24 protein-coding genes and 1 tRNA gene are annotated in these 24,846 nt (G+C 39.6%); 16 read left to right on the forward strand and 9 right to left on the reverse strand.

Annotated features, from left to right (window positions below; all coding sequences use genetic code 11):
- The first annotated feature begins 43 nt into the window (after positions 1-43).
- From kbl to ML462_RS04280, 4 genes are all read left to right on the forward strand, one after another.
- Complete coding sequence (gene kbl, locus ML462_RS04265) at positions 44-1,237, forward strand: glycine C-acetyltransferase (RefSeq protein ID WP_240712510.1); 1,194 nt, start codon at positions 44-46, stop codon at positions 1,235-1,237.
- Positions 1,238-1,423: 186 nt separating this feature from the next.
- Positions 1,424-2,842, forward strand: coding sequence for an OmpA family protein (locus ML462_RS04270; protein ID WP_240712512.1), 1,419 nt, complete (start codon positions 1,424-1,426; stop codon positions 2,840-2,842).
- 66 nt (positions 2,843-2,908) lie between these two features.
- Entirely contained in the window at positions 2,909-5,665 is a 2,757-nt protein-coding gene (locus ML462_RS04275) for a PD-(D/E)XK nuclease family protein (protein ID WP_240712513.1), read from the forward strand.
- On the forward strand, positions 5,652-6,548 hold the full coding sequence (locus ML462_RS04280; protein ID WP_240712515.1) for an alpha/beta hydrolase family protein: 897 nt from the start codon (positions 5,652-5,654) through the stop codon (positions 6,546-6,548). The genes ML462_RS04275 and ML462_RS04280 overlap by 14 nt, the downstream gene beginning before the upstream one ends.
- A gap of 36 nt (positions 6,549-6,584) precedes the next feature.
- On the opposite strand, the gene ML462_RS04285 is transcribed toward ML462_RS04280, so the two are convergent.
- A tRNA-Ala gene (locus ML462_RS04285) sits at positions 6,585-6,658 on the reverse strand.
- A 60-nt stretch (positions 6,659-6,718) separates the two neighbouring features.
- Between ML462_RS04285 and ML462_RS04290 the strand changes: the two genes are divergently transcribed.
- From ML462_RS04290 to ML462_RS04305, 4 genes are all read left to right on the forward strand, one after another.
- The gene (locus tag ML462_RS04290) at positions 6,719-7,219 is read left to right on the forward strand and encodes a GNAT family N-acetyltransferase (protein ID WP_240712516.1); all 501 of its coding nucleotides are present in this window, start codon (positions 6,719-6,721) and stop codon (positions 7,217-7,219) included.
- A 39-nt stretch (positions 7,220-7,258) separates the two neighbouring features.
- Complete coding sequence (locus ML462_RS04295) at positions 7,259-8,587, forward strand: MATE family efflux transporter (protein WP_240712517.1); 1,329 nt, start codon at positions 7,259-7,261, stop codon at positions 8,585-8,587.
- A gap of 64 nt (positions 8,588-8,651) precedes the next feature.
- On the forward strand, positions 8,652-9,419 hold the full coding sequence (locus ML462_RS04300) for an enoyl-CoA hydratase/isomerase family protein (RefSeq protein WP_240712518.1): 768 nt from the start codon (positions 8,652-8,654) through the stop codon (positions 9,417-9,419).
- Positions 9,420-9,450: 31 nt separating this feature from the next.
- Positions 9,451-9,633, forward strand: coding sequence for a hypothetical protein (locus tag ML462_RS04305; protein ID WP_240712519.1), 183 nt, complete (start codon positions 9,451-9,453; stop codon positions 9,631-9,633).
- A 110-nt stretch (positions 9,634-9,743) separates the two neighbouring features.
- Here the strand turns inward: ML462_RS04305 and ML462_RS04310 are convergent, their stop codons facing one another.
- Positions 9,744-10,397: a 2OG-Fe(II) oxygenase gene (locus tag ML462_RS04310; protein WP_240712520.1), complete on the reverse strand. Its 654-nt coding sequence runs from the start codon at positions 10,395-10,397 to the stop codon at positions 9,744-9,746.
- Between the two features lie 101 nt (positions 10,398-10,498).
- Between ML462_RS04310 and ML462_RS04315 the strand changes: the two genes are divergently transcribed.
- Entirely contained in the window at positions 10,499-10,951 is a 453-nt protein-coding gene (locus ML462_RS04315; RefSeq protein ID WP_240712521.1) for a 6-pyruvoyl trahydropterin synthase family protein, read from the forward strand.
- Between the two features lie 219 nt (positions 10,952-11,170).
- Positions 11,171-11,929, forward strand: a complete 759-nt coding sequence (locus tag ML462_RS04320) for a UDP-2,3-diacylglucosamine diphosphatase (protein ID WP_240712923.1) — start codon at positions 11,171-11,173, stop codon at positions 11,927-11,929.
- Here the strand turns inward: ML462_RS04320 and recJ are convergent.
- The 4 genes from recJ to ML462_RS04340 all read right to left on the reverse strand — a co-directional run bounded on the left by recJ (position 11,926) and on the right by ML462_RS04340 (position 15,699).
- On the reverse strand, positions 11,926-13,620 hold the full coding sequence (recJ, locus tag ML462_RS04325; RefSeq protein WP_240712522.1) for a single-stranded-DNA-specific exonuclease RecJ: 1,695 nt from the start codon (positions 13,618-13,620) through the stop codon (positions 11,926-11,928). The two genes, ML462_RS04320 and recJ, sit on opposite strands and share 4 nt — an antisense overlap.
- 64 nt (positions 13,621-13,684) lie before the next feature.
- Positions 13,685-14,251 (reverse strand): uracil-DNA glycosylase family protein, encoded by a 567-nt coding sequence (locus ML462_RS04330; protein WP_240712523.1) that lies wholly within the window; start codon positions 14,249-14,251, stop codon positions 13,685-13,687.
- A gap of 4 nt (positions 14,252-14,255) precedes the next feature.
- A complete protein-coding gene (rsmI, locus tag ML462_RS04335; protein WP_240712524.1) occupies positions 14,256-14,927 on the reverse strand; it encodes a 16S rRNA (cytidine(1402)-2'-O)-methyltransferase in 672 nt (223 codons plus the stop codon).
- 13 nt (positions 14,928-14,940) lie between these two features.
- Positions 14,941-15,699: a hypothetical protein gene (locus ML462_RS04340; RefSeq protein WP_240712525.1), complete on the reverse strand. Its 759-nt coding sequence runs from the start codon at positions 15,697-15,699 to the stop codon at positions 14,941-14,943.
- A 190-nt stretch (positions 15,700-15,889) separates the two neighbouring features.
- Here ML462_RS04340 and ML462_RS04345 point away from each other — a divergent pair, with 190 nt between their 5' ends.
- The 6 genes from ML462_RS04345 to ML462_RS04370 all read left to right on the forward strand — a co-directional run bounded on the left by ML462_RS04345 (position 15,890) and on the right by ML462_RS04370 (position 22,612).
- A complete protein-coding gene (locus ML462_RS04345; RefSeq protein WP_240712526.1) occupies positions 15,890-16,537 on the forward strand; it encodes a thymidine kinase in 648 nt (215 codons plus the stop codon).
- Positions 16,530-17,639 (forward strand): alanine racemase, encoded by a 1,110-nt coding sequence (gene alr, locus ML462_RS04350; protein ID WP_240712527.1) that lies wholly within the window; start codon positions 16,530-16,532, stop codon positions 17,637-17,639. Before ML462_RS04345 ends, alr begins: the two co-directional genes overlap by 8 nt.
- A gap of 63 nt (positions 17,640-17,702) precedes the next feature.
- Entirely contained in the window at positions 17,703-18,131 is a 429-nt protein-coding gene (gene mscL / locus ML462_RS04355) for a large conductance mechanosensitive channel protein MscL (RefSeq protein ID WP_240712528.1), read from the forward strand.
- 188 nt (positions 18,132-18,319) lie between these two features.
- Positions 18,320-19,309 carry an aspartate-semialdehyde dehydrogenase gene (locus ML462_RS04360; protein WP_240712529.1) on the forward strand — a complete coding sequence of 330 codons (990 nt, stop codon included), beginning with the start codon at positions 18,320-18,322 and terminating at the stop codon, positions 19,307-19,309.
- 92 nt (positions 19,310-19,401) lie between these two features.
- Complete coding sequence (locus ML462_RS04365) at positions 19,402-21,561, forward strand: prolyl oligopeptidase family serine peptidase (RefSeq protein WP_240712530.1); 2,160 nt, start codon at positions 19,402-19,404, stop codon at positions 21,559-21,561.
- Positions 21,562-21,643: 82 nt separating this feature from the next.
- Positions 21,644-22,612 carry an ABC transporter ATP-binding protein gene (locus ML462_RS04370; protein ID WP_240712531.1) on the forward strand — a complete coding sequence of 323 codons (969 nt, stop codon included), beginning with the start codon at positions 21,644-21,646 and terminating at the stop codon, positions 22,610-22,612.
- Here the strand turns inward: ML462_RS04370 and ML462_RS04375 are convergent.
- The 3 genes from ML462_RS04375 to ML462_RS04385 are packed head-to-tail and all read right to left on the reverse strand — an operon-like array spanning position 22,605 to position 24,846.
- Positions 22,605-23,057 carry a transcription elongation factor gene (locus tag ML462_RS04375; protein ID WP_240712532.1) on the reverse strand — a complete coding sequence of 151 codons (453 nt, stop codon included), beginning with the start codon at positions 23,055-23,057 and terminating at the stop codon, positions 22,605-22,607. The genes ML462_RS04370 and ML462_RS04375 overlap by 8 nt on opposite strands.
- A complete protein-coding gene (gene mtgA, locus ML462_RS04380; RefSeq protein WP_240712533.1) occupies positions 23,057-23,728 on the reverse strand; it encodes a monofunctional biosynthetic peptidoglycan transglycosylase in 672 nt (223 codons plus the stop codon). Before mtgA ends, ML462_RS04375 begins: the two co-directional genes overlap by 1 nt.
- A complete protein-coding gene (locus tag ML462_RS04385) occupies positions 23,725-24,846 on the reverse strand; it encodes an NAD(P)/FAD-dependent oxidoreductase (protein ID WP_240712534.1) in 1,122 nt (373 codons plus the stop codon). The genes mtgA and ML462_RS04385 overlap by 4 nt, the downstream gene beginning before the upstream one ends.

The following is a 24,846-nucleotide window of genomic DNA, read 5'->3' on the forward strand; positions in this document are numbered from 1 at the left end:
AGGGCTGATTAAAATAAATTACTAAAAGAAAAACTATTCAAACATGTACGGAGCTATAAAAGAAAATTTACAAAAGGAGATTGAAGAAATTAAAGAAGCAGGGCTTTATAAAAGGGAAAGGATCATAACCGGGCCTCAGGATGCGGTAATTAAGATCGCCTCTGGCCAGGAAGTAATCAACTTTTGTGCGAACAATTATCTTGGGTTATCATCTCACCCGGAAGTGATCCAGGCCGCTAAGGATACTTTAGACACTCATGGATTTGGTATGTCCAGCGTACGATTCATCTGCGGAACTCAGGATATTCATAAAGAGCTGGAACAAAAGATCTCAGATTTCTACGGAACCGAGGACACTATTCTTTATGCAGCCTGTTTCGATGCCAATGGAGGAATTTTCGAACCACTTTTAACTAAAGAAGATGCAATCATTTCAGATTCATTAAATCATGCATCCATCATTGACGGGGTTAGATTATGTAAAGCTGGAAGATATCGTTACCAAAATGGCGATATGCAAGACCTGGAAGATAAACTAAAGGAAGCAAATGAAAACGGTGCCAGATACAAGCTGATTGTGACCGATGGCGTATTTTCTATGGATGGTCTGGTTGCACCACTTGATGAAATTTGTGACCTGGCCGACAAATATGATGCTATGGTTATGATTGATGAATGTCATGCCACCGGGTTCATTGGTGAAAATGGTATAGGAACCCTGGAAGAGAAAAATGTCCTTGGAAGAATAGATATTATCACTGGAACCCTTGGTAAGGCTCTAGGAGGTGCCATGGGCGGTTATACTACTGCAAAAAAGGAGATCATTGAAATCTTAAGACAGAGATCAAGACCTTATTTATTCTCGAACTCTTTAGCGCCAGCCATTGTAGGAGCATCCATTAAGGTTTTCGATATGTTGAAAACAGATGATAGCCTTAGAAAGAAACTAAAGGATAATACTGCCTATTTTAAGAAAGGAATTAAAGATGCAGGTTTTGAAATTATAGATGGAGAAGCGGCAATCGTTCCGGTTATGCTACATGACGCAAAACTTTCCCAGGATATGGCAGATAAATTACTTGAGGAAGGAATTTATGTAATAGGCTTCTTTTACCCGGTTGTACCTAAAGGAAAAGCACGAATTAGGGTGCAATTATCTGCAGCTCACGAAAGAGAACATTTAGACAAGGCAATTAATGCTTTTAAAAATGTTGGAAAGGAATTAGGCATAATTTAGAGTTAAAAAAAGGTTTAAAATTTCATTAATATATTATCAAAATTATTGATATTCAGATATTAAAATGTTTAGAAAAGCCTTGGAAAGGCTCTGCAATTAAGAAAACTTTATTATTTTTACCTTTGTTAATATACATTAAGCGTATACTTTTGTTCACAATTAACACTTAAAACTAAACTATTAAATATGAAACATCTTAGCAAAATTGTACTGGCCTCATTACTGATATTTGGCTTTACTTCGGTTAAGGCACAAGATGCTGACAACCCATGGGCAATTGGTATTGGTACCAATGCAGTTGATTTCTATCCGGTAGGAGAGGATGCTCCTCGAGGTGACTATTTCGACGAATATTTCAACACAGGTGATCACTGGAATATTCTTCCTGCGGTCTCTAAACTAACTGTATCCAGATACATTGGAGCAGGTTTTGTTGGTGAATTAAGTGGTACCATCAACCAGATCGAAAATTACGGTGATAGATCTGTAGGTGATTTAGCCTATTATGGTTTAGACCTTAGTGCAGATTACAGCCTAAGAGCTATGCTAAATGATGGATGGTTCGATCCAGTAATTGGTATTGGTGGTGGTTACACTTGGATAGGTGATCAAGACGACGCTGATATTGAAAACGCTGATGCATTTACCTTGAACGGTAAAGTAGGTTTCAATTTCTGGTTCTCAGATCATATCGCTCTTTCGCTTGAATCTAAGTACAAGCATGCTTTTGAGCCGGAAAGTGCAAAACATTTCCAACACTCAGCAGGTATTAAATTTATCTTTGGTGGAAAAGATACTGACGGTGACGGAATCTATGATAAATATGACGAATGTCCTGAAGAACCAGGTCTAGAAGAATTTAACGGATGTCCTGATACTGACGGTGACGGAATCGAAGATCGTCAGGATGCATGTCCAAACGAAGCTGGTTTAGCTGAATTTGATGGATGTCCTGATACTGACGGTGACGGAATCGCCGATCCAGATGATGACTGTCCGGAAGAAGCTGGTCTAGCTGAATTGAATGGTTGTCCAGATGCTGACGGTGACGGAGTAAGAGATGGTGACGATAACTGTCCAGACGAAGCTGGTCCTGCTGAAAACGACGGATGCCCATGGCCTGATACTGACGGTGACGGAATCCTAGATAAGGATGATGACTGTCCTAACGAAGCTGGTCCTGCTGCATCTAACGGATGTCCAGAGCCAACTGCTGAAGTTATTTCAGAATTGAATGAATACTCTAAAACTGTATTGTTCGACTTGAACAAAGCTACTATCAGAACAGAGTCTGAAGATGCGCTACAGTCTATTGTTGATATTATGAATGAGTATCCACAAACTATCTTCCACGTGGAAGGACACACAGATAGTTCTGGTGCTGAGTCTTATAACATGAAGCTTTCAAAAGAGCGTGCTGCATCTGTAGCTACTTGGTTAGAAGAAAACGGTGTACCTGCAAACAGATTAACTTCTGATGGTTACGGTGAAACTCAACCAATTGCAACTAACAGTACTGCTGAAGGAAGACAGGAAAACAGACGTGTTGAGATCTCTCTTGATAAAGAAAGAGAGATGAAGGACACTTCTGGAGATAATGAATAATTAGATTTTAAATAATCTCAATGAGAAAACGCTCCGCATTGCGGGGCGTTTTTTTATTTTAGGCGTATGAAATCATTTATACGCGAGGTATTGCTTAAACTCCAGAAAAGCGATACTCCCCTTTCTGAAATTATCTTTGTCCTTCCAAGTAAAAGAGCAGGTTCGTACCTTCTGAAAGAACTAGCTTCTATCTCAGAAAGAACCTTTTTCGCACCTGTTGTTTATAGCGTTGAGGAATTCACCGAAGAGATCTCCGGTTTACAGTCTATAGATAACACAATTAGTCTATTTGAGTTTTACGACATATATAAAGGTTTAACTCCTAAGGAGGATTTAGAAGATTTTGAAACCTTTATAACATGGGCACAAAGTCTTATTCAGGATTTTAATGAGATAGACCGTTATTTGATAGATCACAAGCCTTTCTTTGATTACCTTTCAGGAATTCAGGATTTAAAGCACTGGTATTTACAGGAGGAGAAGACTGAACTGGTGAAACGATATTTGAAATTCTGGAAAAACCTCCCGGCCTACTACGAAGCTTTGTCTGCCAGCCTTATTGCCAAGGGAGAAGGATACCAGGGCCTGATTTACCGAAGAGCTTCAGAGAAGGTCCTTGATTACCTGGAAGAAAATACTAAAAGACATGTTTTTATAGGATTCAACGCCCTTAATACGGCGGAACAAACCATTATACAGGAATTACTGGCGAAGGAACAGGCAGAGATATTCTGGGATATGGATAAGACCTTCTTTAATGATCCTTTCCACGCAGCTTCTATTTTTATTAGAGATTATATAAATAACTGGGATTATTATAAGGATATAAACTACGAGGGCTTTTCAGAAAATTATTCGGAGGAAAAGAATATTGAGATCATTGGTGCTCCTAAAAATATTGGACAGGCAAAGTATCTCGGGGAAATTCTAACCCAGTTAGATGAAGAGCAACTGCAAAATACCGCCATTGTACTAGGAGAAGAAGAGCTTTTATTACCGGTTCTGAATTCATTACCAGATGAAATAGGCGAACTCAACATCACCATGGGCTTTCCAATAAAGAACGCTCCCTTCAATTCACTTTTTGAGAATCTATTTCAGTTACACATAAAGCATACAGGAAATTATTATTACAAAGATGTGATTTCACTTATAAATCATCCGGCTTTAAATCCCCTATTGAATCCATATGCTCAAAGCCTCATAACCAGCATTAATTCTGAAAATCGTGTTTATTTAGATTTTGAAGAGATCCTTAATTTCTTCCCAGAAGACCGGAAAAAGATCATTAAAGCCTGCCTTCAACCAAAAAAGGATTCTGTTGGAAGCCTGATCGAAGACTTCCAGACCCTAATACATATTCTAAAAGATCATCTGAAGAGAAATGAAGATAAAATAGGGCTGGAGTTTTTATATCATTTTCATATCCTTTTCAATAAACTGCAAACCCTGAATGAGAAATATCCACATCTTAAAACAATTAAATCTCTTTATAATTTCTATAAAGAGTTATTAAGTACTGAAACCCTCGATTTTCAGGGAAAGCCTTTCAATGGATTACAACTTATGGGAATGCTGGAGTCAAGGGCGCTTGATTTTGAGAACGTTATTATAACTTCATTAAACGAAGGTGTCTTACCAGCGGGAAAATCAGATAATTCCTTTATTCCCTATGACCTGAAAAAAGAATACAAATTACCCACCTACCGTGAAAAGGATGCGGTGTATACCTACCATTTTTACAGGTTACTACAAAGAGCTAAAAATGTCTACCTACTTTATAACACGGAGGCAGAAGGATTAAATTCCGGGGAGAAAAGCAGGTTTTTAACTCAGCTTGAAATAGAAAAGCAACCAGCTCATACCATAGGAAAGGCCCTTGTAAGCCCAAAAGTTCCACAGGTGAAGAACGATTTAAAGGAAGTAAAAAAGACTCCTGAAATGCTGGAACGAATTAGATCTCTGGCATTATCCGGATTTTCACCTTCGGCATTGACCACATACATCAGGAATCCCCTCGATTTTTACCATCAGTATGTTTTAGGCGTGAGAGACCAGGAGGAAGTGGAAGAAACTGTAGCGTTCAATACCCTGGGAACCGTTGTACATAACGCGCTTGAAAACTTATACAAAGAACATGAGGGTGAAGTTATTTCTGAAGGTTTCATACAGAAATTCATAAAATTAGCAGATAAACAGATTATCGATGAATTCTCGGAAGCCTATAGCAAACTCCCACTGGAAAAAGGTAAGAATCTACTGATTTTCGAAGTTGCCAAGCGTTACCTGCATAACTTCCTTAGGTTTGAACTAACGCGAATCAAGGCAGGGGAAGAGATACAAATAGTGCAGATCGAAAAAGACTTAAAAGTGGAGCTTCCTATACCAAATTTATCTTTTTCAGTTTATCTTCGCGGGAAGGTAGACCGGGTGGAAAAATCGAACGGGATACACCGGATAATAGATTATAAAACCGGAAAGGTAGAGTCAAGAAATCTGAACGTTGTGAACTGGGAGGATATAACAAAAGATTATGATAATTACTCCAAAAGTTTTCAGGTTTTAACTTACGCAAGCTTGATTGCACTTCAGAAAGACCTTAAATTTCCGGCCGAAGCCGGGATCGTTTCGTTCAAAAATCTGAAATCAGGTTTTTTAAAGTTTGAGAAGAAAGAAGCAGGAAGCAACAAAAAGGATTCGATGATTACTGAAGAAACTTTAGAGCTCTTCCAAACGGAACTAAAAAAATTAATTATGGAGATCTGTGACCCGGAGATTCCATTTATAGAAAAGGAAATCAAAAAGAATTATGGAAGTTTCTAAAGAATTAAACATCATCATAGAAGGCAAACATGATAAGCCTATAGTTATAGACCTGATTTTTAAAGACGATGGAAAACCAAAACCTGTGGTGATCTTTTGTCATGGTTATAAGGGTTTTAAAGATTGGGGAGCCTGGGAAGAGATGGGGATTAAATTTGCTAAAGAGGATTTCTTTTTCGTGAAATTTAATTTCAGTCATAATGGAACAGATCCCGAAAACCTTACCAAATTCCTTAACATCGAGGCTTTTGGAGATAATAATTACATTAAAGAATTAGACGATCTACAATCGGTTCTGGACTGGATGTTATTACCAGATTTCAAATTCATCAAGCAATTAAAACCAGATGATATAAACCTGATAGGGCATTCCAGAGGAGGCGGAATTTCTGTTATTAAAGCCGCTGAAGATAAAAGGATCACCAAGCTTATAACATTGGCTTCTGTTTCAGATTTTGGCTCACGTTTTCCAGAGGGGAAAAAGCTTGAAGCCTGGGAAAAGAAAGGAGTCCAGTATATCGTTAATTCTAGAACAGGACAGCAACTGCCACATCATTATCAGTTCTATAAAAATTTTAAAGAGAATAAAGAGCGCTTGAATATCAAAAAAGCCGCTCAGAAACTTCAAATCCCACACTTGATCGCTCATGGAAGCAGTGACACCAGTGTATCTATTGGAGAGGCAGGAAATCTTTTTGAATGGAGCCCCGCACCAAAATTACTCTTGGTAGAAAATGCCGATCATGTTTTTGGAACTCAGCATCCATGGAATGGTGAAGAGCTACCGAAAACATTCAACCACGTGATCGCTAAAAGCATCGATTTTCTAAAAACCGATTCAAAGGAACTCTGGGACGAATATGGAGATTCTGACGACGAATAGAATTAAAAAAACCACTGAAAATCAGTGGTTTTTTTGTGGAGAATATCGGAGTCGAACCGATGACCTTTTGGCTGCCAGCCAAACGCTCTAGCCAGCTGAGCTAATCCCCCAGATGGGAGCAAATGTAACAAATTTTCCTAATATAAGAAACGTTTATTTTTTTCTGAAAAATGATTAGAAAAGCCAGGATAGAAGAACTTCAAGAGATTAAATCCTTAACCGAATCCTGTGCCAGGGCAATGATTGAGAAGGGCATTTATCAATGGAACGAGCATTATCCATCCCTGGAAAAATTAAAAGCAGATATTCATAAAGGCGAGTTATATGTTCTGGAAAACCAAAACGGGATCATTGGGATTATTGTGGTCACTTCAGAAAAGGATGAAGAATATATTCCTATAAAATGGTTAAGTAAAACCGAGAATAATCTCTATATCCACAGACTGGCTACTCATCCAGATCACTGGGGAAACGGTTACGCACAACGATTAATGGCCTTTGCTGAAGAAATGGCTAAAGAATCTAATTACGAATCGGTGAGACTGGACACCTTCAGTATGAATAAGCGAAATCAACGGTTTTACGAAGCCCGGGGATACCAAAGACTCGGAAATATTTATTTTCCAAAACAGAGCGAGCATCCATTTTATTGCTATGAATTGCTAATTTAATTAAGTCCATTCTATATTTGCCATTCATTATACTGGCCATTGGAGAACTCAGTTAGTTTTAAAAATATCAACAAGATCGCAATTCCGGCAATTATTGCTGGAATCGCCGAACCCCTTATTTCCTTAACAGATATAGCGGTAATAGGTAATGTAGATGATAATTCTATCGAGGCCCTGGCAGCTGCCGGTATCGTTGGCTCTTTTCTTTCAGCCATTATCTGGATCGTAGCTCAAACCAAAACAGCCATTTCAGCCATTGTTTCCCAACATTTAGGTGCAAATAGGCTGCACGCCGTAAAAACACTTATTCCACAAGCAATTGCCTTCAATTTTTTGTTCAGCCTGGTGATCTATGCGACTACCGCCTATTTTGCTCGGGCAATTTTTAGTGCTTATAATGCGGAAGGATTAATCCTGCGGTACTCTGAAGATTATTACCAGATTCGAGCATTAGGATATCCACTAACGCTGGTCACTTTCGCTATTTTCGGAATTTTCAGGGGACTTCAAAACACTCTATGGGCCATGAAATGTAGTCTAACCGGTGCTGCGGTAAATATTGCCCTGGATTATCTACTTGTTTACGGGGTTGAAGGCTATATCCCGGCCATGCATCTTAAAGGTGCAGCTTATGCCAGCCTTGCCGCTCAGGCCATTATGCTTATTATGGCCTTCTGGTTCTTTTTCAAGAAAACACCATTTCACTTAAAGCTTAGTTTCAATATCAACCCCAGGATGAGGGGTCTGCTTATAATGGCAGCAAATCTTTTCATAAGGACCGCGGCTTTGAATTTCGCCATTTATCTAGCCAATGCCTACGCTACAGATTACGGAAAGAATTATATCGCGGCTCAAAGTATCCTTATGAACATCTGGTTATTCTTCAGCTTTTTTATAGACGGCTATGCCAATGCGGGTAATGCCATTGGCGGAAAGCTTCTTGGCGCAATGGATTATAAAAACCTTTGGGAGCTAAGTAAGAAGATCAGTAAGTACGCGGTTCTTATCGCATTGATTCTAATGGCAATCTGCGCCTTGTTCTATAACCAGATCGGGTTGCTATTTAATAAGGAGTTAAGTGTACTCGCTTTATTCTCCTCGGTATTCTGGATCGTACTTTTAATGCAGCCGGTAAATGCCATCGCTTTTATGTTCGATGGGATCTTTAAAGGTCTTGGAGAAGCAAAATACCTACGCAATGTTCTTTTGGTCGCTACGTTCCTAGGTTTCACTCCGGTATTGCTGATTTCAGACTATTTTGGTCTGAAACTTTACGGAATCTGGATAGCTTTCTTCGTCTGGATGCTGATTAGAAGCGGAACCCTGGTAATTTATTTCCGCCGAAAATACCTCAGTAAGGAAGTTTAGATTCTGTTAAGTAAAGCTCCAGATTTAACCAATATCCTTAACTTTGGTAAAAACCTGAATTTTTATGACTACCTCTCGCGAGAACGGAAGTTTATACACCAATATTGAAAATAAAGTCGCTACAGTTGAATTTGGCCACCCGGCCAGTAATTCTTTTCCCTCGGTACTTTTAGACCGACTAGAAAAAGAGATCAATGAACTGTCAGAAAATGAAGATGTAAGTGTAATCTTATTGAAATCTGAAGGAGAAAAGGCATTTTGCGCCGGCGCATCGTTCAACGAACTCATTGAGATCGATGACTTTGAATCTGGAAGGCACTTCTTCTCAGGTTTTGCCAATGTGATAAATGCCATGCGAAGTTGTAAAAAACTTATCGTTGGCCGTGTACAGGGTAAGACCGTAGGCGGAGGGGTTGGCCTGGTTGCCGCCTGTGATTATGCGATGGCCACTGAAGCTGCCTCAATAAAATTATCTGAATTGAGTATCGGGATAGGACCTTTTGTGATCGCACCGGCAGTGGAAAGAAAAATGGGTGTAGATGCTCTTGCCGAACTTAGTCTGGCGGCGCATGAATGGAAAAATGCATACTGGGCGAAGGAAAAGGGACTTTATGCAAAGGTTTTTGAAAACATGAAAGACCTCGATAAAGAGGTAGAGCTATTTACTGAAAAACTGGCTTCCTACAATCCGGCTGCCTTAACCCAGATGAAAAAGACCCTTTGGAAAGACACAGATCACTGGGCTCATTTACTTTACGAAAATGCGTCTGTTTCCGGGGAGTTAGTACTTTCAGAATTTACCAAAAAGGCCCTGGCTAAATTCAGGAAATAAGATATCTTTCAGGAAGCCTTAATATGAATAAATGATGCAGGAACATCTACCAAAGGACAAAGACCCGAGTGAAGTCCAGGAATGGGGCTGGACTTTTCAGGAATTCATTTCTGAAAATTTCTCGTATCTACTGGCTATTCTGGTACTTCTGGCCTTGTTCTTTTATGCCCGGCATCGCTGGAGAGTACGAAATTCCAGAAAATACAAGAACTAATGGATCAGGATACCTGGGAATTTTTCAGTTTTTTAAGTGGCATGGGATTTTGGTTGATCCTTGCCCTGGTCTTGATAGGTGTTTTTGTCTACAAACGTTTTAGGAAATAACTATCTCGTCTTAAGCCATCCGGTAATGCTATACCGAGGTACTTTTACAGGCTTCACCTCATGCTCCAGCTCCTGACTTTCAAAGATCACTACACGACCGGGATATGGGAAGACATCAACCTGTTTTTCCACTCCATTCTCTTCAGTATAGATCGCCAGTTCGCCACCATTTTCAGGTTTCCAGTTTTCCGTATTTAAATAGCATACCATAGATAACTTTCTTCTACCGTCATTTTGAAAAGTATCCAAATGCCTTTTATAGAAAGTTCCCTCCGGGTATACAGCATAGTGAAATTCCTTCTGCAGAATACCCATAAAACAGGTCCTGTTAAGGTATTCAACCAGAGAATTGATTTTTCTGAAATAAATCTTTTCGGCTTTTCCCGCTTCTGCTTCATTGATCCAGAGAATAAAATCTCCTCTAATAGATTTCGCTACAACTTCGTTGATTTTGTTACCAATTGCAGCCTTCTTGAAATCATCCTCTTCATATTTACCCATTAAGGAAGCCCTTAAAAGACCTACTTCTTCAGCACTAAAAAAATCATCTATAACGCTGTATTTATTTTTTAACAGGTCCTGGATAATGGCTTCATACTGCTCATTTTCCTTGAATTCTATCTGTTCAAAAAGTTCTAATTCTGTATTCACCATGGCGAAAAAAATTTGGTAAATATAATTCAGAAATCAATTTAAAAATGTTAAAAATTCAGGCTCAAAAATTCCGATTATCTTTGCAGCAAAATCAGGTTGAAATGAGCAACATTAGAATTACCAAACAGTTTTCTTTTGAAACCGGGCACGCCCTTTATGGTTACGACGGGAAGTGCAGAAATGTGCATGGCCATAGTTATAAACTTAGTGTTACGGTAATAGGACAGCCAATAACAGATAGTGATAATGTGAAATTTGGGATGGTGATAGATTTTGGTGATCTTAAAAAGATCGTGAAGACAGAGATCGTTGACCAGTTTGATCATGCTACGGTTTTCAATAAGAACACCCCACATGTAGAACTTGCAGAGGAGCTTAAAAGCCGCGGCCATCACGTGATCCTGGTGAATTACCAACCAACCAGCGAGAATATGGTGATAGATTTTTCAAAGAAGATCAAAAAACATTTGCCCTCACATATCAAACTGCATTCTTTAAAACTTCAGGAAACCGAAACTTCTTTCGCCGAGTGGTACGCCAGCGATAATAATTAGGGCGCAACCCTAACGGGTCGGGCTATCCGCTTCTAGTCCCGCAAAAGGCGGGAGCTAATCGCTGCTATCCCTTGCGCAAATATATTCCGTCAAGCTGAACTTGTTTAACTACGTTGAATCTTTGATTTCAGCTTCTAAAAACTTAGATCCTGAAACAAGTTCAGGATGACATTCGAACAAAAACCATATTTCCATATATTTACCCCGAACTATTCATTTATGAACATTCCTGAAGGCAAAAAAGTTTATTTCTCCAGTGATAATCACCTTGGTGCTCCAACCATGGAAGAAAGCAGGAAAAGAGAAGCTATTTTCGTTCAATGGTTGGATCGAATCAAAGAAGATGCAGCTGCGATTTTCTTATTAGGAGATCTTTTCGATTTCTGGTTTGAGTACAAACATGTAGTACCGAAAGGATTTGTTAGAACCCTTGGAAAGTTAGCAGAAATCAGGGATAGTGGCATTCCCGTATATTTCTTTGTAGGGAATCACGATCTTTGGATGAACGATTATTTTGAAGAGGAACTAAATATTCCTGTTTATCATAAGCCTAAAGAATTCCAGTTCAACAATAAAAACTTCTTGATTGGCCATGGTGACGGCCTGGGTCCTGGTGACAAAGGCTACAAACGCATGAAAAAGGTGTTCACCAATCCCCTTTCTCAATGGCTTTACCGCTGGTTGCATCCAGACCTGGGAGTTCCCCTGGCCCAGTATTTCTCGGTGAAAAATAAAATGATCTCTGGAGATGAAGACCAGGAATTCCTGGGAGAGGATAATGAATGGCTCATTCAGTACTGCCGAAGAAAGTTAGAATCAAAACATTATGACTATTTCCTTTTTGGCCACCGTCACTTACCACTGGAAATAGACCTAAATGGCAAATCTATGTACGTGAATACTGGAGACTGGATAAGTCATTATACTTTCGCAGAATTTGATGGAAAAGAGTTGAAGCTCAAAAAGCTCAATCCTTAAACACTTTCCCTGATATCCTTTAATTTCAATTGAATCTTAGTATTCCCGTTCCAGGTATTTTCATCCAGGCTATAAACCGCATCGAACTTTTTCCCAGATTTGATAAGGTCTAATTTAGACCCAAGATTAAACCCAATAACATCAAATTTTGGACCTCCTGCTTCATGCTGTACCTGGCATTTTAAATGCGTTTTATCTTCTCCTACGCATTTACCAAAACCTGTATCGGTTAAACCGCGACTTATGAAAACAGGAGACATATTCCCTGGTCCGAACGGGGCAAATTGTTTTAGGATTCTGTAAAACTTAGCGGTGATATCTTTGAGATCCAGGTCGGCATCTATATTTATTTCCGGAGTCAATAAATTCCGGTCAATAGTTTCTGAAACCACCTCTTCGAACTTATTCTTGAAATTCAAATATTCCGATTCCAGAAGTGTTAATCCCGCGGCATATTTATGCCCGCCAAATTGCTCAATATGATCCTTGCATCCTTCCAAAGCTTCATAAACATCAAAGCCCTTTACAGACCTTGCCGAGGCTGCTAGACGTTCCCCGCTTTTCGTGAAAACAAGAGTTGGTCTGTACCAGGTCTCGGTGAGTCTGGAAGCTACTATACCTATCACCCCTTTATGCCAGCTTTCATCATAGACCACCGTGGTTAAACGTTCTTCTTCCTTCTGTGCAATTATCTGTTGTTTGGCCTCTTCTGTAATAGATTTGTCTGTGGTACGCCTGTCTGAATTATAGGCTTCGATCTCTTCAGCATATTTTTGAGAGACTTTTTCATCTTCTTCGGTAAGTAGATTTACCGCATGCAGGCCATGCTTCATTCTTCCGGCAGCATTGATCCTAGGAGCCACGATAAAAACAACATCGGTAATACTTACATTTTTCCTATCTCCCAGAAGGCTTTTAATTCCTCTTCTGGGTGCGACATTTATTACATGCAAACCATGATAGGCCAGTATCCTGTTTTCGCCGGTGATTGGAACAATATCTGCCCCAATAGCGGTCGCAACAAGGTCAAGATACGGTAATAAGGTTTCTTCCGGCTCCTTATTCTTTTGAGTGATTGCCTGTATGAGTTTAAATCCAACTCCACAACCGCAAAGTTCATCATAAGGATATGAACAATCTAATCTTTTAGGATCCAAAACCGCTACCGCATTAGGAATTTCTGAACCAGGGCGATGGTGATCACAGATCACAAAATCTATCCCTTTCTTCCTGGCGTAAGCTACTTTTTCGATCGCCTTGATCCCACAGTCCAGGGCAATGATCAGGCTAATATCATTATCGGCTGCATAATCTATTCCCTGATAGGAAACTCCGTAACCCTCATCATAACGATCTGGGATATAAGTTGTAACGTTTGGATACCTGAATTTTAGAAATGAAGACATCAGGGCTACACTGGTGGTTCCATCTACATCATAGTCACCGTAAACCATGATATTTTCCTCATTGTCCATCGCCTGTTCAATCCTCTCCACAGCCTTTTCCATATCTTTCATCAGGAATGGGTCATGAAGCTTCTTAAGGTCTGGACGGAAAAATTCCTTAGCTTCCTCGAAAGAGGATATTCCACGCTGTGCTAAAAGTTTTGCAACCGGAATCCCGACTCCCAATTTGTCTGCTAAAGTATTTACAATGGTAGGGTCTGGTTTAGGTTTTAAAGTCCAGCGCATAGAAATAAAATGAATTGAAATTGATGCCGAAATTAGCAAAATTAAGATACAGCAAAATACTTCTTCAACTTAAAATTTCAGCAATTTTATCCTGTAGTTTTGGGACTACATTTTCTTCAAACCATGGGTTTTTCATCCTCCAGAATCGGTTTACCGGCGATGGATGCGGAAGTGGCCAGAATTCTGGCAGATAATCCGTATAATTCTTAACCTGTTCGGTGAGTTTTAAGTCTTTTCTGAGGTAATAATTCCCGGCATAAGAGCCAATTATTATCTTTAATTCCACTTCATCCATTTCAACCCAAACATCCTCATGCCATAAGGGAGCACATTCTTTCCTGGGAGGAAGATCTCCAGTTTTGGCTTTTCCGGGGTAGCAGAAACCAATAGGCAAAATGGCGAAATTTTCCGGATTATAAAAAGTCTCATCATCTACACCCAGCCATTCCCTGAGTTTTTTTCCACTCTGGTCTTTCCAGGCTACCCCAGATTGATGTACCACCCTACCCGGCGCCTGACTTATCAATACAATTCTGGAATTTTTAGTAGCCTCAATAATCGGTCTTGGGCCCAATGGCAGATGATCCTCACAAACTTTACAATCTCTTATTTTACACAGAAGATCTTCCAAAATTTTATGACTTCCCTTCTACTACCATCACGATCTCTCCCTTTGGAGGATGATCGGTATAATATTGTAATACCTCAGTTGCAGTACCTCTAATCGTCTCTTCGTGCATTTTAGTGATCTCTCTAGACACAGATACATTTCTATCTTCACCAAAGTATTCTACAAAGTGCCCTAAGGTCTTGATCAACTTATGCGGAGATTCATAAAAGATCATTGTTCGCGGTTCTTCGGCCAGCAATTTTAACCTGGTTTGTCTTCCTTTTTTCACAGGTAGAAAGCCTTCGAATACAAATTTATCATTTGGAAGTCCGCTGTTCACAAGTGCTGGTATAAATGCCGTAGCTCCGGGAAGACAATCTACCTCCACTCCTGCTTGTACACAGGCCCGGGTTAAAAGAAAACCAGGATCTGAGATCGCCGGTGTACCGGCATCACTTATAAGGGCAACAGTTTCACCAGCCTGAATCCTGGAAACTACCTGATCTACCGTCTTATGCTCGTTATGCATATGATGGCTTTGCATTGGAGTTCCAATATCAAAATGTTTCAATAATTTTCCGGAATTGCGTGTATCTTCTGCCAGTATAAGATCGGCTTCCTTTAGAACCTTTATGGCTCTAAAAGTCATATCCTCCAGGTTCCCAATGGGTGTTGGAACCAGAAACAACTTTCCCATAAATCAGATGCTGCTAGTTTGCGAATTTGTTATCGATATGCGCCATGAAACGCTCCTCATATTCCTCTTTTCCTTCCCAGTGATTATAATCTGGTTTAACGATCTTTTCCACAAACTTCTTAGCCTCGTCCAGACTATTGAAGGTATTTAATTGTGATAATACTCGATTATAATCGGCAGTGTTACCATCAAAAAGGTGTTTGATATAAGCAAGGCGTTCATTTAACCCAATATTGATTCCCTTTTTCAGGCGGTCATTCAATGATCTTGGTTTATTGCTTTTCTCAACGTGATTTACCGGCTGAAAATCTGGGAGATTATCATAATCTACACCTATATTCCTGAAATCCTTTTTAGATTTCTTCGGTGAGGTTTCCCTGGGAGTTTCTGGCACAGAATTAAGATTATTAAGAATATGGTCTACTTTTTCGGTCTCCGGCTCCATTTGTGCCACGATATCCTTGATCTTTTCGGTATTTGGTTCTGTTATCGCATCTGAATCTTTATTATATTCAGTTCCGTCAGGATAGAATTCATCATATAAATTCTTCTGTTTAGTGGGTTCAGGTTTTAGTTGATCCTCTTTTTTCTGCTTAGGCTCAGGCTTAGGTTCAGGTTCCACTTCCAGATGCTTTTCAGTAAAAGCCAGAATGGTAAGTTTTTCGTAAAGATCTTTCGCCATAGATTTTAATTGACCTGCATCCAAATCTCCTTTTTGTTCAAGGATCTTTTCTGCTATACCGATCAAATCTGCTTGGATTTTCTTTTTCATCTGCTAATAATTTTATATCATTTTCTAAGTTAGAAATGGATTTTTATATCATTCAAAAATTGTGAAAAAATTGAAATGGATCATTTCATAACTTTAAGGATTCCAACTTTACCAGGGTTGTATTTTTAATAAATTTGTTCCACCTTTATGCGAATGAGGTATTTCCCCATTTCGATTTGAAAAATACAAAATGTTTCTCGAAAATACAGTAAATCACGAAGAGCAATTTGGCTGGATTGAAGTTATTTGCGGCTCCATGTTTTCCGGTAAAACCGAAGAACTTATCCGCAGACTAAAGCGGGCAAAATTTGCCAAACAGAACGTAGAGATCTTCAAACCCGCCATAGACACAAGATATGACGAGGAGATGGTAGTTTCTCATGATTCGAATGAGATCCGGTCCACTCCTGTTCCATCTGCCTCGAATATCAGAATTCTCGCAGATGGATGCGATGTAGTGGGCATAGATGAAGCCCAGTTCTTCGATGATGAGATCGTGACCGTTTGTAACGATCTTGCAAATCGTGGTGTTCGCGTAATTGTTGCCGGTCTCGATATGGATTTTAAGGGAAATCCCTTTGGCCCGATGCCAAATCTCATGGCTACTGCAGAGTATGTAACAAAAGTGCATGCGGTTTGTACCAGGACAGGAAATTTGGCACAGTTTAGTTACCGAAAGGCAATTAATGATGATCTTGTTTTCCTGGGTGAAAATGAGGAATATGAGCCTCTAAGTCGTGGAGCCTACTACAAGGCCATGCTAAGCCAGAAGCTAAAAAAACTGGAAGTAAAGGAGCCTGAAGAACTAAAATCTAAACCGAGGGAAGAAAATGCCTAAAGCTGAAGAAACCGTTCTGGAAATAGATTTAGGCAACCTTGCACACAATTATCGATTTTTAAGATCTAAAATTGATGAGGGTGTAAAATTCATGTCGGTGGTGAAGGCTCATGCCTATGGAAGCGACTCTGTGGTTATCGCTAAGAAACTAGAAGAACTCGGCACAGATTATTTTGCCGTGGCTTACGTAGAAGAGGGGATCAGGCTTCGAAAACATGGTATTACCAAGCCCATTCTGGTACTGCATCCGCAGATTATTCATTTTGAAGAGATCATAGAACATTGCCTGGAACCAAACCTCTATAGCAAAAGAACGCTAAGTTCATTTATTTCAATTGCTGAAAAATTAAATCAGAAAGATTATCCCATACATATAAAGCTGAATACTGGTCTTAACCGGCTTGGATTCGATCAGCCTGAAGTAAATAATGTCCATAACCTCATTCAGGATTCGAAAGCAGTAAAGATCGCTTCGGTTTTTTCTCACCTGGCAGCCAGTGAAGACTGGAAGGAAAGAGATTTTACGGTGGGCCAGATAGACCTTTTCAGAAAAATGGCCTGGGAACTTATAGAAAACCTGGATTACGAACCATTACTTCATATTTGCAATACTTCAGGGGTGATCAATTATCCGAAAGCAGCTTTTAGTATGGTAAGAACAGGAATTGGTCTTTATGGATATGGAAATGACGAGAACGTAGATCCCGAATTAAAACCTATTGGCACTTTGAAAACCATCATCTCTCAAATTAGGGAAATAAAACCTGGAGACACCGTAGGTTACAACAGGGTTTTCAAGACAGAAAACATTTCCAGAATAGCAACTCTTCCCATAGGACACGCTGATGGAATCAACAGGATCTATGGAAAGCAAAAAACTGGAGTATATATAAATAAACAATTCGCCCCTATAGTTGGCAATGTTTGCATGGACATTATTATGATAGATGTTACAGGGATAGAATGTGAGGAAGGAGATGAAGTGATCGTTTTTGGCGGACCTCAACATCCAGTTCAATTCGCAAAAGCAGCCGGCACCATTTCTTACGAATTGATTACCGGAATTCAGCGTAGAGTTAGCCGAAAAGTAATTCCGGAATAAGTATAAATCCTTATATCAATTTTTTGTATAAATTAGAGTCCAGTTAACTAATCAATATCAAATATGGGCTTTTTCAAAGATTTTAAAGCATTTCTGTTTCAGAAGGATATCGTTATGCTGGCCACTGCTGTGGTAATAGGCGCAGCCTTCAATAAGATTGTTACCTCTGTGGTAAATGATGTTATCATGCCAATTATCGGCCTTTTAACCGGTGGAATCGATTTCACACAAAAATTTATTTCGTTAACCGGAGAAAGTTACCCCAGCCTTGAGGCAGCACAGGAAGCGAATGCCGCAGTGATCACCTACGGAAACCTAATTCAGGCAATCATCTATTTTATTATCATTGGCTTTTTTATATTTTTGGTTCTCAGGTCTTATGAAAAGACCAAAAAGAAGGAAAATGTCGAGGAAGCACCTGCACCAAAAGGTCCTACTCAGGAAGAGATTCTTTTGGAGATCAGGGATGAATTAAAGAAACAGAATACCTAAGAAGTACGCTTACCGCTACACTACTTGTTTTTAATAATAAACCCCGATGAGAATCGGGGTCTTTTTTTAACAAAATGTACAAATGCGTATAAAAACGTAAAAAGAACTAATTTTTCTTTGAGGTAATAATTCTGGTTTAAATTCAACCAATACCTTTGCAGTCAAATTTTTAAAAATCGCTATATAATATGAAAGTAGCTGTTGTTGGAGCCACCGGAATGGTAGGAAATGTAATGCTGAAAGTACTTGAAGAAAGAAACTTTCCGCTAAGTGAATTAATCCCAGTTGCTTCAGAAAGATCTGTAGGGAAAAAGATCAAATTTGGAGAAAAGGAATTTGAAGTTGTAGGACTGGAAACGGCTGTAGCTATGAAACCGGAGATCGCATTATTCTCTGCCGGGGGAGACACCTCTTTAAAATGGGCGCCAAAGTTTGCAGAAGTCGGCACCACTGTGATAGATAATTCTTCAGCCTGGAGAATGAACCCGGAGCACAAGCTGGTAATCCCAGAGATCAACGCATCCCTGCTTGATAAATCTGATAAGATCATCGCGAACCCTAATTGTTCTACGATACAGCTATTAATGGCTTTAAAGCCTTTGCACGATAATTACGGGATCAAACGAGTAGTAGTTTCAACCTACCAGTCAATAACTGGTACCGGGGTTAAAGCCGTACAACAACTTGAAAACGAATATTCCGGTGAAAATGGTGAAATGGCGTATCCTTACCCTATTCACAGGAATGCTTTGCCGCACTGTGATGTTTTCCAGGATAATGGTTATACCAAGGAGGAGATGAAACTTACGAACGAGACTAAAAAGATACTTGGGGATGACTCTGTGAACGTCACCGCAACCGCGATAAGAATTCCGGTAGTAGGAGGACATTCTGAATCTGTCAATATCGAATTCAGCAAAGATTTTGAAGAGGCCGATGTACGTAAAATATTAAGCGAATTCCCGGGAATTACAGTTCAGGATAATCCTGGTGTAAATACCTATCCTATGCCAATTTATGCGGAAGGCAAGGATGACGTATTTGTGGGAAGGATAAGAAGAGATCACTCACAGCCAAATACCCTGAATATGTGGATCGTTGCAGATAATTTAAGAAAAGGAGCAGCGACCAATGCGGTTCAGATTGCCGAATATCTAATTGAGCATAAGATCGTATAAAAAACATAGATATATCCATAAATATAAAAGCCTTAAAGAATTTAACTTTCAGGCTTTTTTTATTTTAAATTAGGGGCATCAAAATTCATAATATGAAAAAAATAACTACCGCTATTTGTGTTTTGAGCTTTTTAGCCTATTCTAACAGCTCAAATAGTCAAAATCAAAAGGAATTGAAATATCCTGAAACTAAAAAAGTTGATACCGTTACCGATTATTTCGGCACCAAAGTAAAGGATCCATACCGCTGGCTGGAAGATGACCGCAGCGAGGAAACTGAAAACTGGGTAAAAGCCCAGAATGAAGTAACTTTTAGATACCTTGAAAATATCCCTTATCGCGACCAGTTAAAGCAACGCCTAACTAAATTATGGGATTACGAAAAACTGAGCGCCCCCTTTACTGAAGGAGATTATATCTATTTCTTTAAGAACGATGGCCTTCAAAACCAGAGTGTTATTTACAGAAAAAAAGGTGAGGATGCTGACGCAAAAGTATTCCTTGATCCAAATAAATTCAGTGAAGACGGGACTACTTCCCTTGGAGGCTTAAGCTTTTCTAAGGATGGTTCCAAAGTCGCCTATGCCATTTCTGAAGGTGGAAGCGACTGGAGAAAGATCATCGTGATGAATGCTGAAAACAAAGAAATCATGGGTGACACTATTCGCGATGTGAAATTCAGCGGGATGTCATGGAAAGGAAACGAAGGTTTCTTTTATTCCAGCTACGACAAGCCAGATGGAAGTGAACTTTCAGCAAAAACTGATCAGCATAAACTATATTATCACAAACTTGGAACTGCCCAGTCTGAAGACAAGGTGATCTTTGGAGGGACCGAAGACCAAAAGCACAGATATGTGGGTGGTGGAGTAACTGAAGATGATCATTATCTCACTATATCTGCAAGGAATTCAACTTCCGGAGGGAAATTATTTCTAATGGATCTTACCAAAGAAAATCCGGAACTGATTACCATTCTTGATCATGAAAAGTCTGATTCTTATGTAATTGAGAATGATGATTCCAAATTGTTCATCGTGACCAACCTCAACGCTCCGAATAAAAAGATCGTAAGCGTAGATGCTGCAAACCCAACTCCGGAAAACTGGGTTGATTTCATCCCGGAAACAGAACATGTACTAAGTCCATCAACCGGTGGAGGATATTTCTTCGCAGAATATATGGTAGACGCCATTTCACAGGTGAAACAATATGATTCTGAAGGTGAACTTGTTCGTGAAGTTGAACTTCCTGGAATTGGTTCAGCTGGTGGTTTTGGAGCGAAAGAAGAAGAGGAAACTCTATATTACTCTTTCACTAATTATGTGACCCCGGGTACTATTTACAAATATGATATTGAAGAAGGAACTTCTGAAGTATACAACAAGCCTAATATAGATTTCAATCCTGAGAATTACGAAAGCAAGCAGGTTTTCTATGATTCCAAGGATGGAACAAAAGTTCCTATGATCATCACTTATAAAAAAGGAACTGAATTAGATGGTGAAAATCCTACCATCCTTTATGGATATGGTGGTTTCAACGTTAGTCTAACCCCAGGATTCAGCACCGCGATGAGTGTATGGCTGGAACAGGGAGGTATTTATGCGGTTCCAAATCTTCGTGGTGGCGGAGAATATGGCAAGGAATGGCATAATGCCGGTACAAAGTTGAAAAAGCAAAATGTTTTTGACGACTTTATTGCCGCAGCAGAATACCTTATCGACAATAATTATACCTCGAGGAATAAACTGGCGATAAGAGGTGGATCTAACGGTGGACTTCTTGTGGGAGCTACCATGACGCAGCGTCCAGACCTTATGCAGGTAGCTTTACCAGCTGTTGGGGTTATGGATATGCTTAGATACCACACTTTCACTGCCGGTGCCGGATGGGCCTACGACTACGGTACAGCAGAAGATAACAAAGAAATGTTCGAATACCTTTATGGATACTCTCCAGTACATAATGTAAAAGAGGGTGTTGAATATCCGGCAACTTTGGTTACAACCGGAGATCATGATGACCGAGTTGTACCTGCGCACTCATTTAAGTTCGCTGCAGAATTGCAGGACAAACATGCCGGTGAAGCGCCTGTTCTTATCAGGATCGAGACCAAAGCTGGTCATGGTGCAGGGAAACCAACCAGCAAGATCATCGAAGAATATGCTGATATCTTTGGTTTTACTCTATACAACATGGGTTATGAAAGTCTTCCAACCAGTGTAGGAAATACAATGGATGGGCAGTAAAAACATATTAATTAAAAAGATAAAGCGCGGATTATGTTCCGCGCTTTTTTTATTTTAAATTCGGTCTTACATCTACCATACTATGTTGAAACTTCAGAAAGTATCCTTTTCATACGACAAAGAACCCGTACTTAAAAACATCAGTTTTAAGATCGAAAAAGGTCAGAATGTATCCGTTATTGGCGAAAGTGGTTGTGGAAAAAGCACTCTTCTGAAACTTATTTACGGACTTCTTCATACCGAAGGAAAGATCACCTGGAATGGTAAAGAACTGCTTGGTCCTAATTTCAACCTGGTTCCCGGAGAACCCTTTATAAAATACCTGGCTCAGGATTTCGACCTGATGCTTCCCTTAACGGCAGCTGAAAATGTAGGCAAACATCTAAGCAATTTTTACCCAAACAAGAAGAAAAAGCGAATTAAGGAATTACTGGAAGTGGTAGAAATGGAAGATCTTGCCGATAAAAAGGCGAAACTGTTGAGTGGTGGTCAGCAACAAAGAATCGCTCTGGCCCGTGCCCTCGCAAAAGAACCAGAATTGATTCTGCTGGATGAACCATTCAGTCATATAGATCATTTCAGGAAAAATAACCTAAGGCGTCGTCTATTCTCCTACCTAAAGGAAAAAAACATTACCTGTATCGTGGCGACTCATGACAGCACAGATGCTCTTTCTTTTGCCGACAGGACCTTCGTACTTAAAAATGGAAACATCTATGCTGAAGGAAGCCCGGAGGACCTTTATCAAAATCCTCCAAATAAATATGTAGCCTCACTTTTTGGCGATGTAAACCACATCATGCTTAAGAATCTTATTGCAGATGAAAAAAGCCGTAAACGGGTTGTATTATACCCACATGATATTAGTATCAAAAATAGTTCACCGATAAAAGCAGAAGTGAAAAAAACATATTTCAAAGGAGAGAACTTTCTAATTCATGCCAGTTTGAATGGAGAGGAAATCCTTGTTGAAAGTAAAAAAGATATAAAGCCGGGCAGGAAAGTGGGTATAAGTGTTGCCCAAAAACTGATCGATCAAAGACTTAAATAATCTTATCTATTCTGAATTCCCGATTATTAAAAATTACCTCATCACCTTCCTTTTTTCCCAACAAAACCTGGGCTACTGGCGCTTTTATCCCAACGGCATAGAAATTTTCTTTATCCAGCTTGATTTCACCAGCAGGAATGGAAATAAAAAAATTTTCTTTATCGGTTTTAACCACACTTCCTAAAATTGCATTCCCTGTTGGTTTTTGATCCTCAATTCTCTTCAGAATATTTCTCAATTGTTCATACTGATTTAGCTGAATACTAAGTTTATTCCACTCGATATTGATCATTTCCCGGCCAGTTTCAAACTTATCCCCTGCACTGCTTTTCGATTCGCTTTCCATGTCTTCCTTAAGTCCGTCCATGGCTTTTTTTACCACGGCTACCTTTATTTGAAGGTAGTCATGGCAAGCCTTTATTAACTTAGATCGCAATTCAGTCATTATTCAAGGATAAATTTTCCATAATTCTGCATTTGTCTCACGATCCAGTTCTTTCTTTTCTGAATAAAATTTGATGCCGGATTTGCCCGATATTCTCTGGGATTTGGAAGTACAGCGGCAATCGCAGCAGCCTCATAAGGACCCAATTTGCCAGCATCCTTATTAAACCAGTGCTGGGCTGCGGCCTGGGCTCCATATATCCCCTTTCCCATTTCTATACTATTCAGATATACTTCCAGGATACGCTCTTTACTCCAGATCATTTCTATCATAAATGTAAAATATGCCTCCAATCCTTTTCTGAACCAGGTTCGGCTTGGCCACAGAAAGACATTTTTAGCTGTTTGCTGAGAGATGGTAGACGCTCCCCTAATCTTCCTTCCAGACCGATTGTCTTCCATAGCTTCCTGAATAGCTTCAAAATCGAATCCGCTATGCTTTTCAAAGTTCTGATCTTCACTGGCAATTACAGCCAATTGAAGATGCCTGGAAATTTCCTCAATAGGAACCCAGTCATGTTCCAGAGGTTCTTCCGGGTTCTCAAAATATCTAATGGCCATCAAAGGTGTGAATGGCACCGGCACAAATTTATAGATCACTACCATCAGGATACTGAAAAGAAAAAGTCCCAGCAGGACCTTAAAAATGAATCTGAATAATCTTTTTATCATGATTTCAATGCTAGTTCCGCGATTTCTTTCCCTGCAAGGCTTCCTATGGCTATACCCATTCCGCCAAGGCGAACACCGCAATATACATTATTGGAAAGCTTTTTAATAACAGGATTTTTTTGTGCACCTACTCCCATAATTCCACTCCATGATTGCTGAATTTCGAAATCGGTTTCTGGCAGGATACAGGCTTTTAATAGTTCTTTTAGTTTATTCTGAATTAGGTCTGTTAATCCCATTTCGTCGGTTTCTTCGGTTTTAAAATCAAGATTTCTTCCACCTCCAAACAAAACTCGGTCACCAATATTACGGAAATAATAATAACCCCTGTCCAGATGAAAAGTACCTTTAAAAGGTATGTTCTTTATCGGATTCGTAATAAGGACCTGGGCACGGGCAGGTTTTACCTCATCGATTCCCAGCCTGGAAGCAAAACCATTGATTGCAATGATAAATTTCCTGGATTTCAGACTAAAATTTTTCGTTTTAACCGTTACTCCCTGTTCATGATCAATAAAACCTGTCACTTCTACCCCATTCAGGATCTTAATGTCTTTACTAATGGCTTTTTTCACCAAAGCACCCATCATCTTCCCGGTATCAATCTGACCTTCAAATTTATTATAGATCAGTTTGGGCTGAATTTGCCTAAAGCCAAAACTGTTCTCGGCAACTTCAAATATATCTTCCTGGAAAACTTCCCAAAGTAATCTATTGATTTCAGGGAACTTTTCCAGACATTCCTCATATAGCTCCTTATCTGATCCTGTAAAGAGTTCGTAACCACCTTGGTTCTGAAAATCAATAATATCATCACCCAGGTTCTTCCGAAGCAGATCAAGGCCATCCTTGCGCTTTTTAACCAGGTTTAAAACCTCAGGAGCTGAATGTGTCCTGAGATCATCAAGGATCTCTGAAATACTTCCAAAACAGGCAAAACCGGCATTCTTAGTGCTGGCGCCTTCGGGCAGCATCCCTTTTTCCAGGATGAGGATCTTAGCCTCAGGTCTGGCTTGCTTTAAATTAATAGCGCAATTTAAGCCAGTAATTCCGCTTCCGGCAATACAGTAATCAACATCAGAAAACCAGGAGTCGGTTTCCCAAAAGGAAAAATTCAT

Origin of the sequence: Christiangramia lutea (genome assembly GCF_022489035.1) — a bacterium.
Classification (GTDB): Bacteria; Bacteroidota; Bacteroidia; order Flavobacteriales; family Flavobacteriaceae; genus Christiangramia; species Christiangramia lutea.

Coding starts and splice junctions, on each gene's coding strand:
- kbl (WP_240712510.1), top strand. CDS start 44: ATGTACGGAGCTATAAAAGAAAATTTACAAAAGGAGATTGAAGAAATT.
- ML462_RS04270 (WP_240712512.1), top strand. CDS start 1,424: ATGAAACATCTTAGCAAAATTGTACTGGCCTCATTACTGATATTTGGC.
- ML462_RS04275 (WP_240712513.1), top strand. CDS start 2,909: ATGAAATCATTTATACGCGAGGTATTGCTTAAACTCCAGAAAAGCGAT.
- ML462_RS04280 (WP_240712515.1), top strand. CDS start 5,652: ATGGAAGTTTCTAAAGAATTAAACATCATCATAGAAGGCAAACATGAT.
- ML462_RS04290 (WP_240712516.1), top strand. CDS start 6,719: ATGATTAGAAAAGCCAGGATAGAAGAACTTCAAGAGATTAAATCCTTA.
- ML462_RS04300 (WP_240712518.1), top strand. CDS start 8,652: ATGACTACCTCTCGCGAGAACGGAAGTTTATACACCAATATTGAAAAT.
- ML462_RS04305 (WP_240712519.1), top strand. CDS start 9,451: ATGATGCAGGAACATCTACCAAAGGACAAAGACCCGAGTGAAGTCCAG.
- ML462_RS04310 (WP_240712520.1), bottom strand. CDS start 10,397: ATGGTGAATACAGAATTAGAACTTTTTGAACAGATAGAATTCAAGGAA.
- ML462_RS04315 (WP_240712521.1), top strand. CDS start 10,499: ATGAGCAACATTAGAATTACCAAACAGTTTTCTTTTGAAACCGGGCAC.
- ML462_RS04320 (WP_240712923.1), top strand. CDS start 11,171: ATGAACATTCCTGAAGGCAAAAAAGTTTATTTCTCCAGTGATAATCAC.
- recJ (WP_240712522.1), bottom strand. CDS start 13,620: ATGCGCTGGACTTTAAAACCTAAACCAGACCCTACCATTGTAAATACT.
- rsmI (WP_240712524.1), bottom strand. CDS start 14,927: ATGGGAAAGTTGTTTCTGGTTCCAACACCCATTGGGAACCTGGAGGAT.
- ML462_RS04340 (WP_240712525.1), bottom strand. CDS start 15,699: ATGAAAAAGAAAATCCAAGCAGATTTGATCGGTATAGCAGAAAAGATC.
- ML462_RS04345 (WP_240712526.1), top strand. CDS start 15,890: ATGTTTCTCGAAAATACAGTAAATCACGAAGAGCAATTTGGCTGGATT.
- alr (WP_240712527.1), top strand. CDS start 16,530: ATGCCTAAAGCTGAAGAAACCGTTCTGGAAATAGATTTAGGCAACCTT.
- mscL (WP_240712528.1), top strand. CDS start 17,703: ATGGGCTTTTTCAAAGATTTTAAAGCATTTCTGTTTCAGAAGGATATC.
- ML462_RS04360 (WP_240712529.1), top strand. CDS start 18,320: ATGAAAGTAGCTGTTGTTGGAGCCACCGGAATGGTAGGAAATGTAATG.
- ML462_RS04365 (WP_240712530.1), top strand. CDS start 19,402: ATGAAAAAAATAACTACCGCTATTTGTGTTTTGAGCTTTTTAGCCTAT.
- ML462_RS04370 (WP_240712531.1), top strand. CDS start 21,644: ATGTTGAAACTTCAGAAAGTATCCTTTTCATACGACAAAGAACCCGTA.
- ML462_RS04375 (WP_240712532.1), bottom strand. CDS start 23,057: ATGACTGAATTGCGATCTAAGTTAATAAAGGCTTGCCATGACTACCTT.
- mtgA (WP_240712533.1), bottom strand. CDS start 23,728: ATGATAAAAAGATTATTCAGATTCATTTTTAAGGTCCTGCTGGGACTT.
- ML462_RS04385 (WP_240712534.1), bottom strand. CDS start 24,846: ATGAATTTTTCCTTTTGGGAAACCGACTCCTGGTTTTCTGATGTTGAT.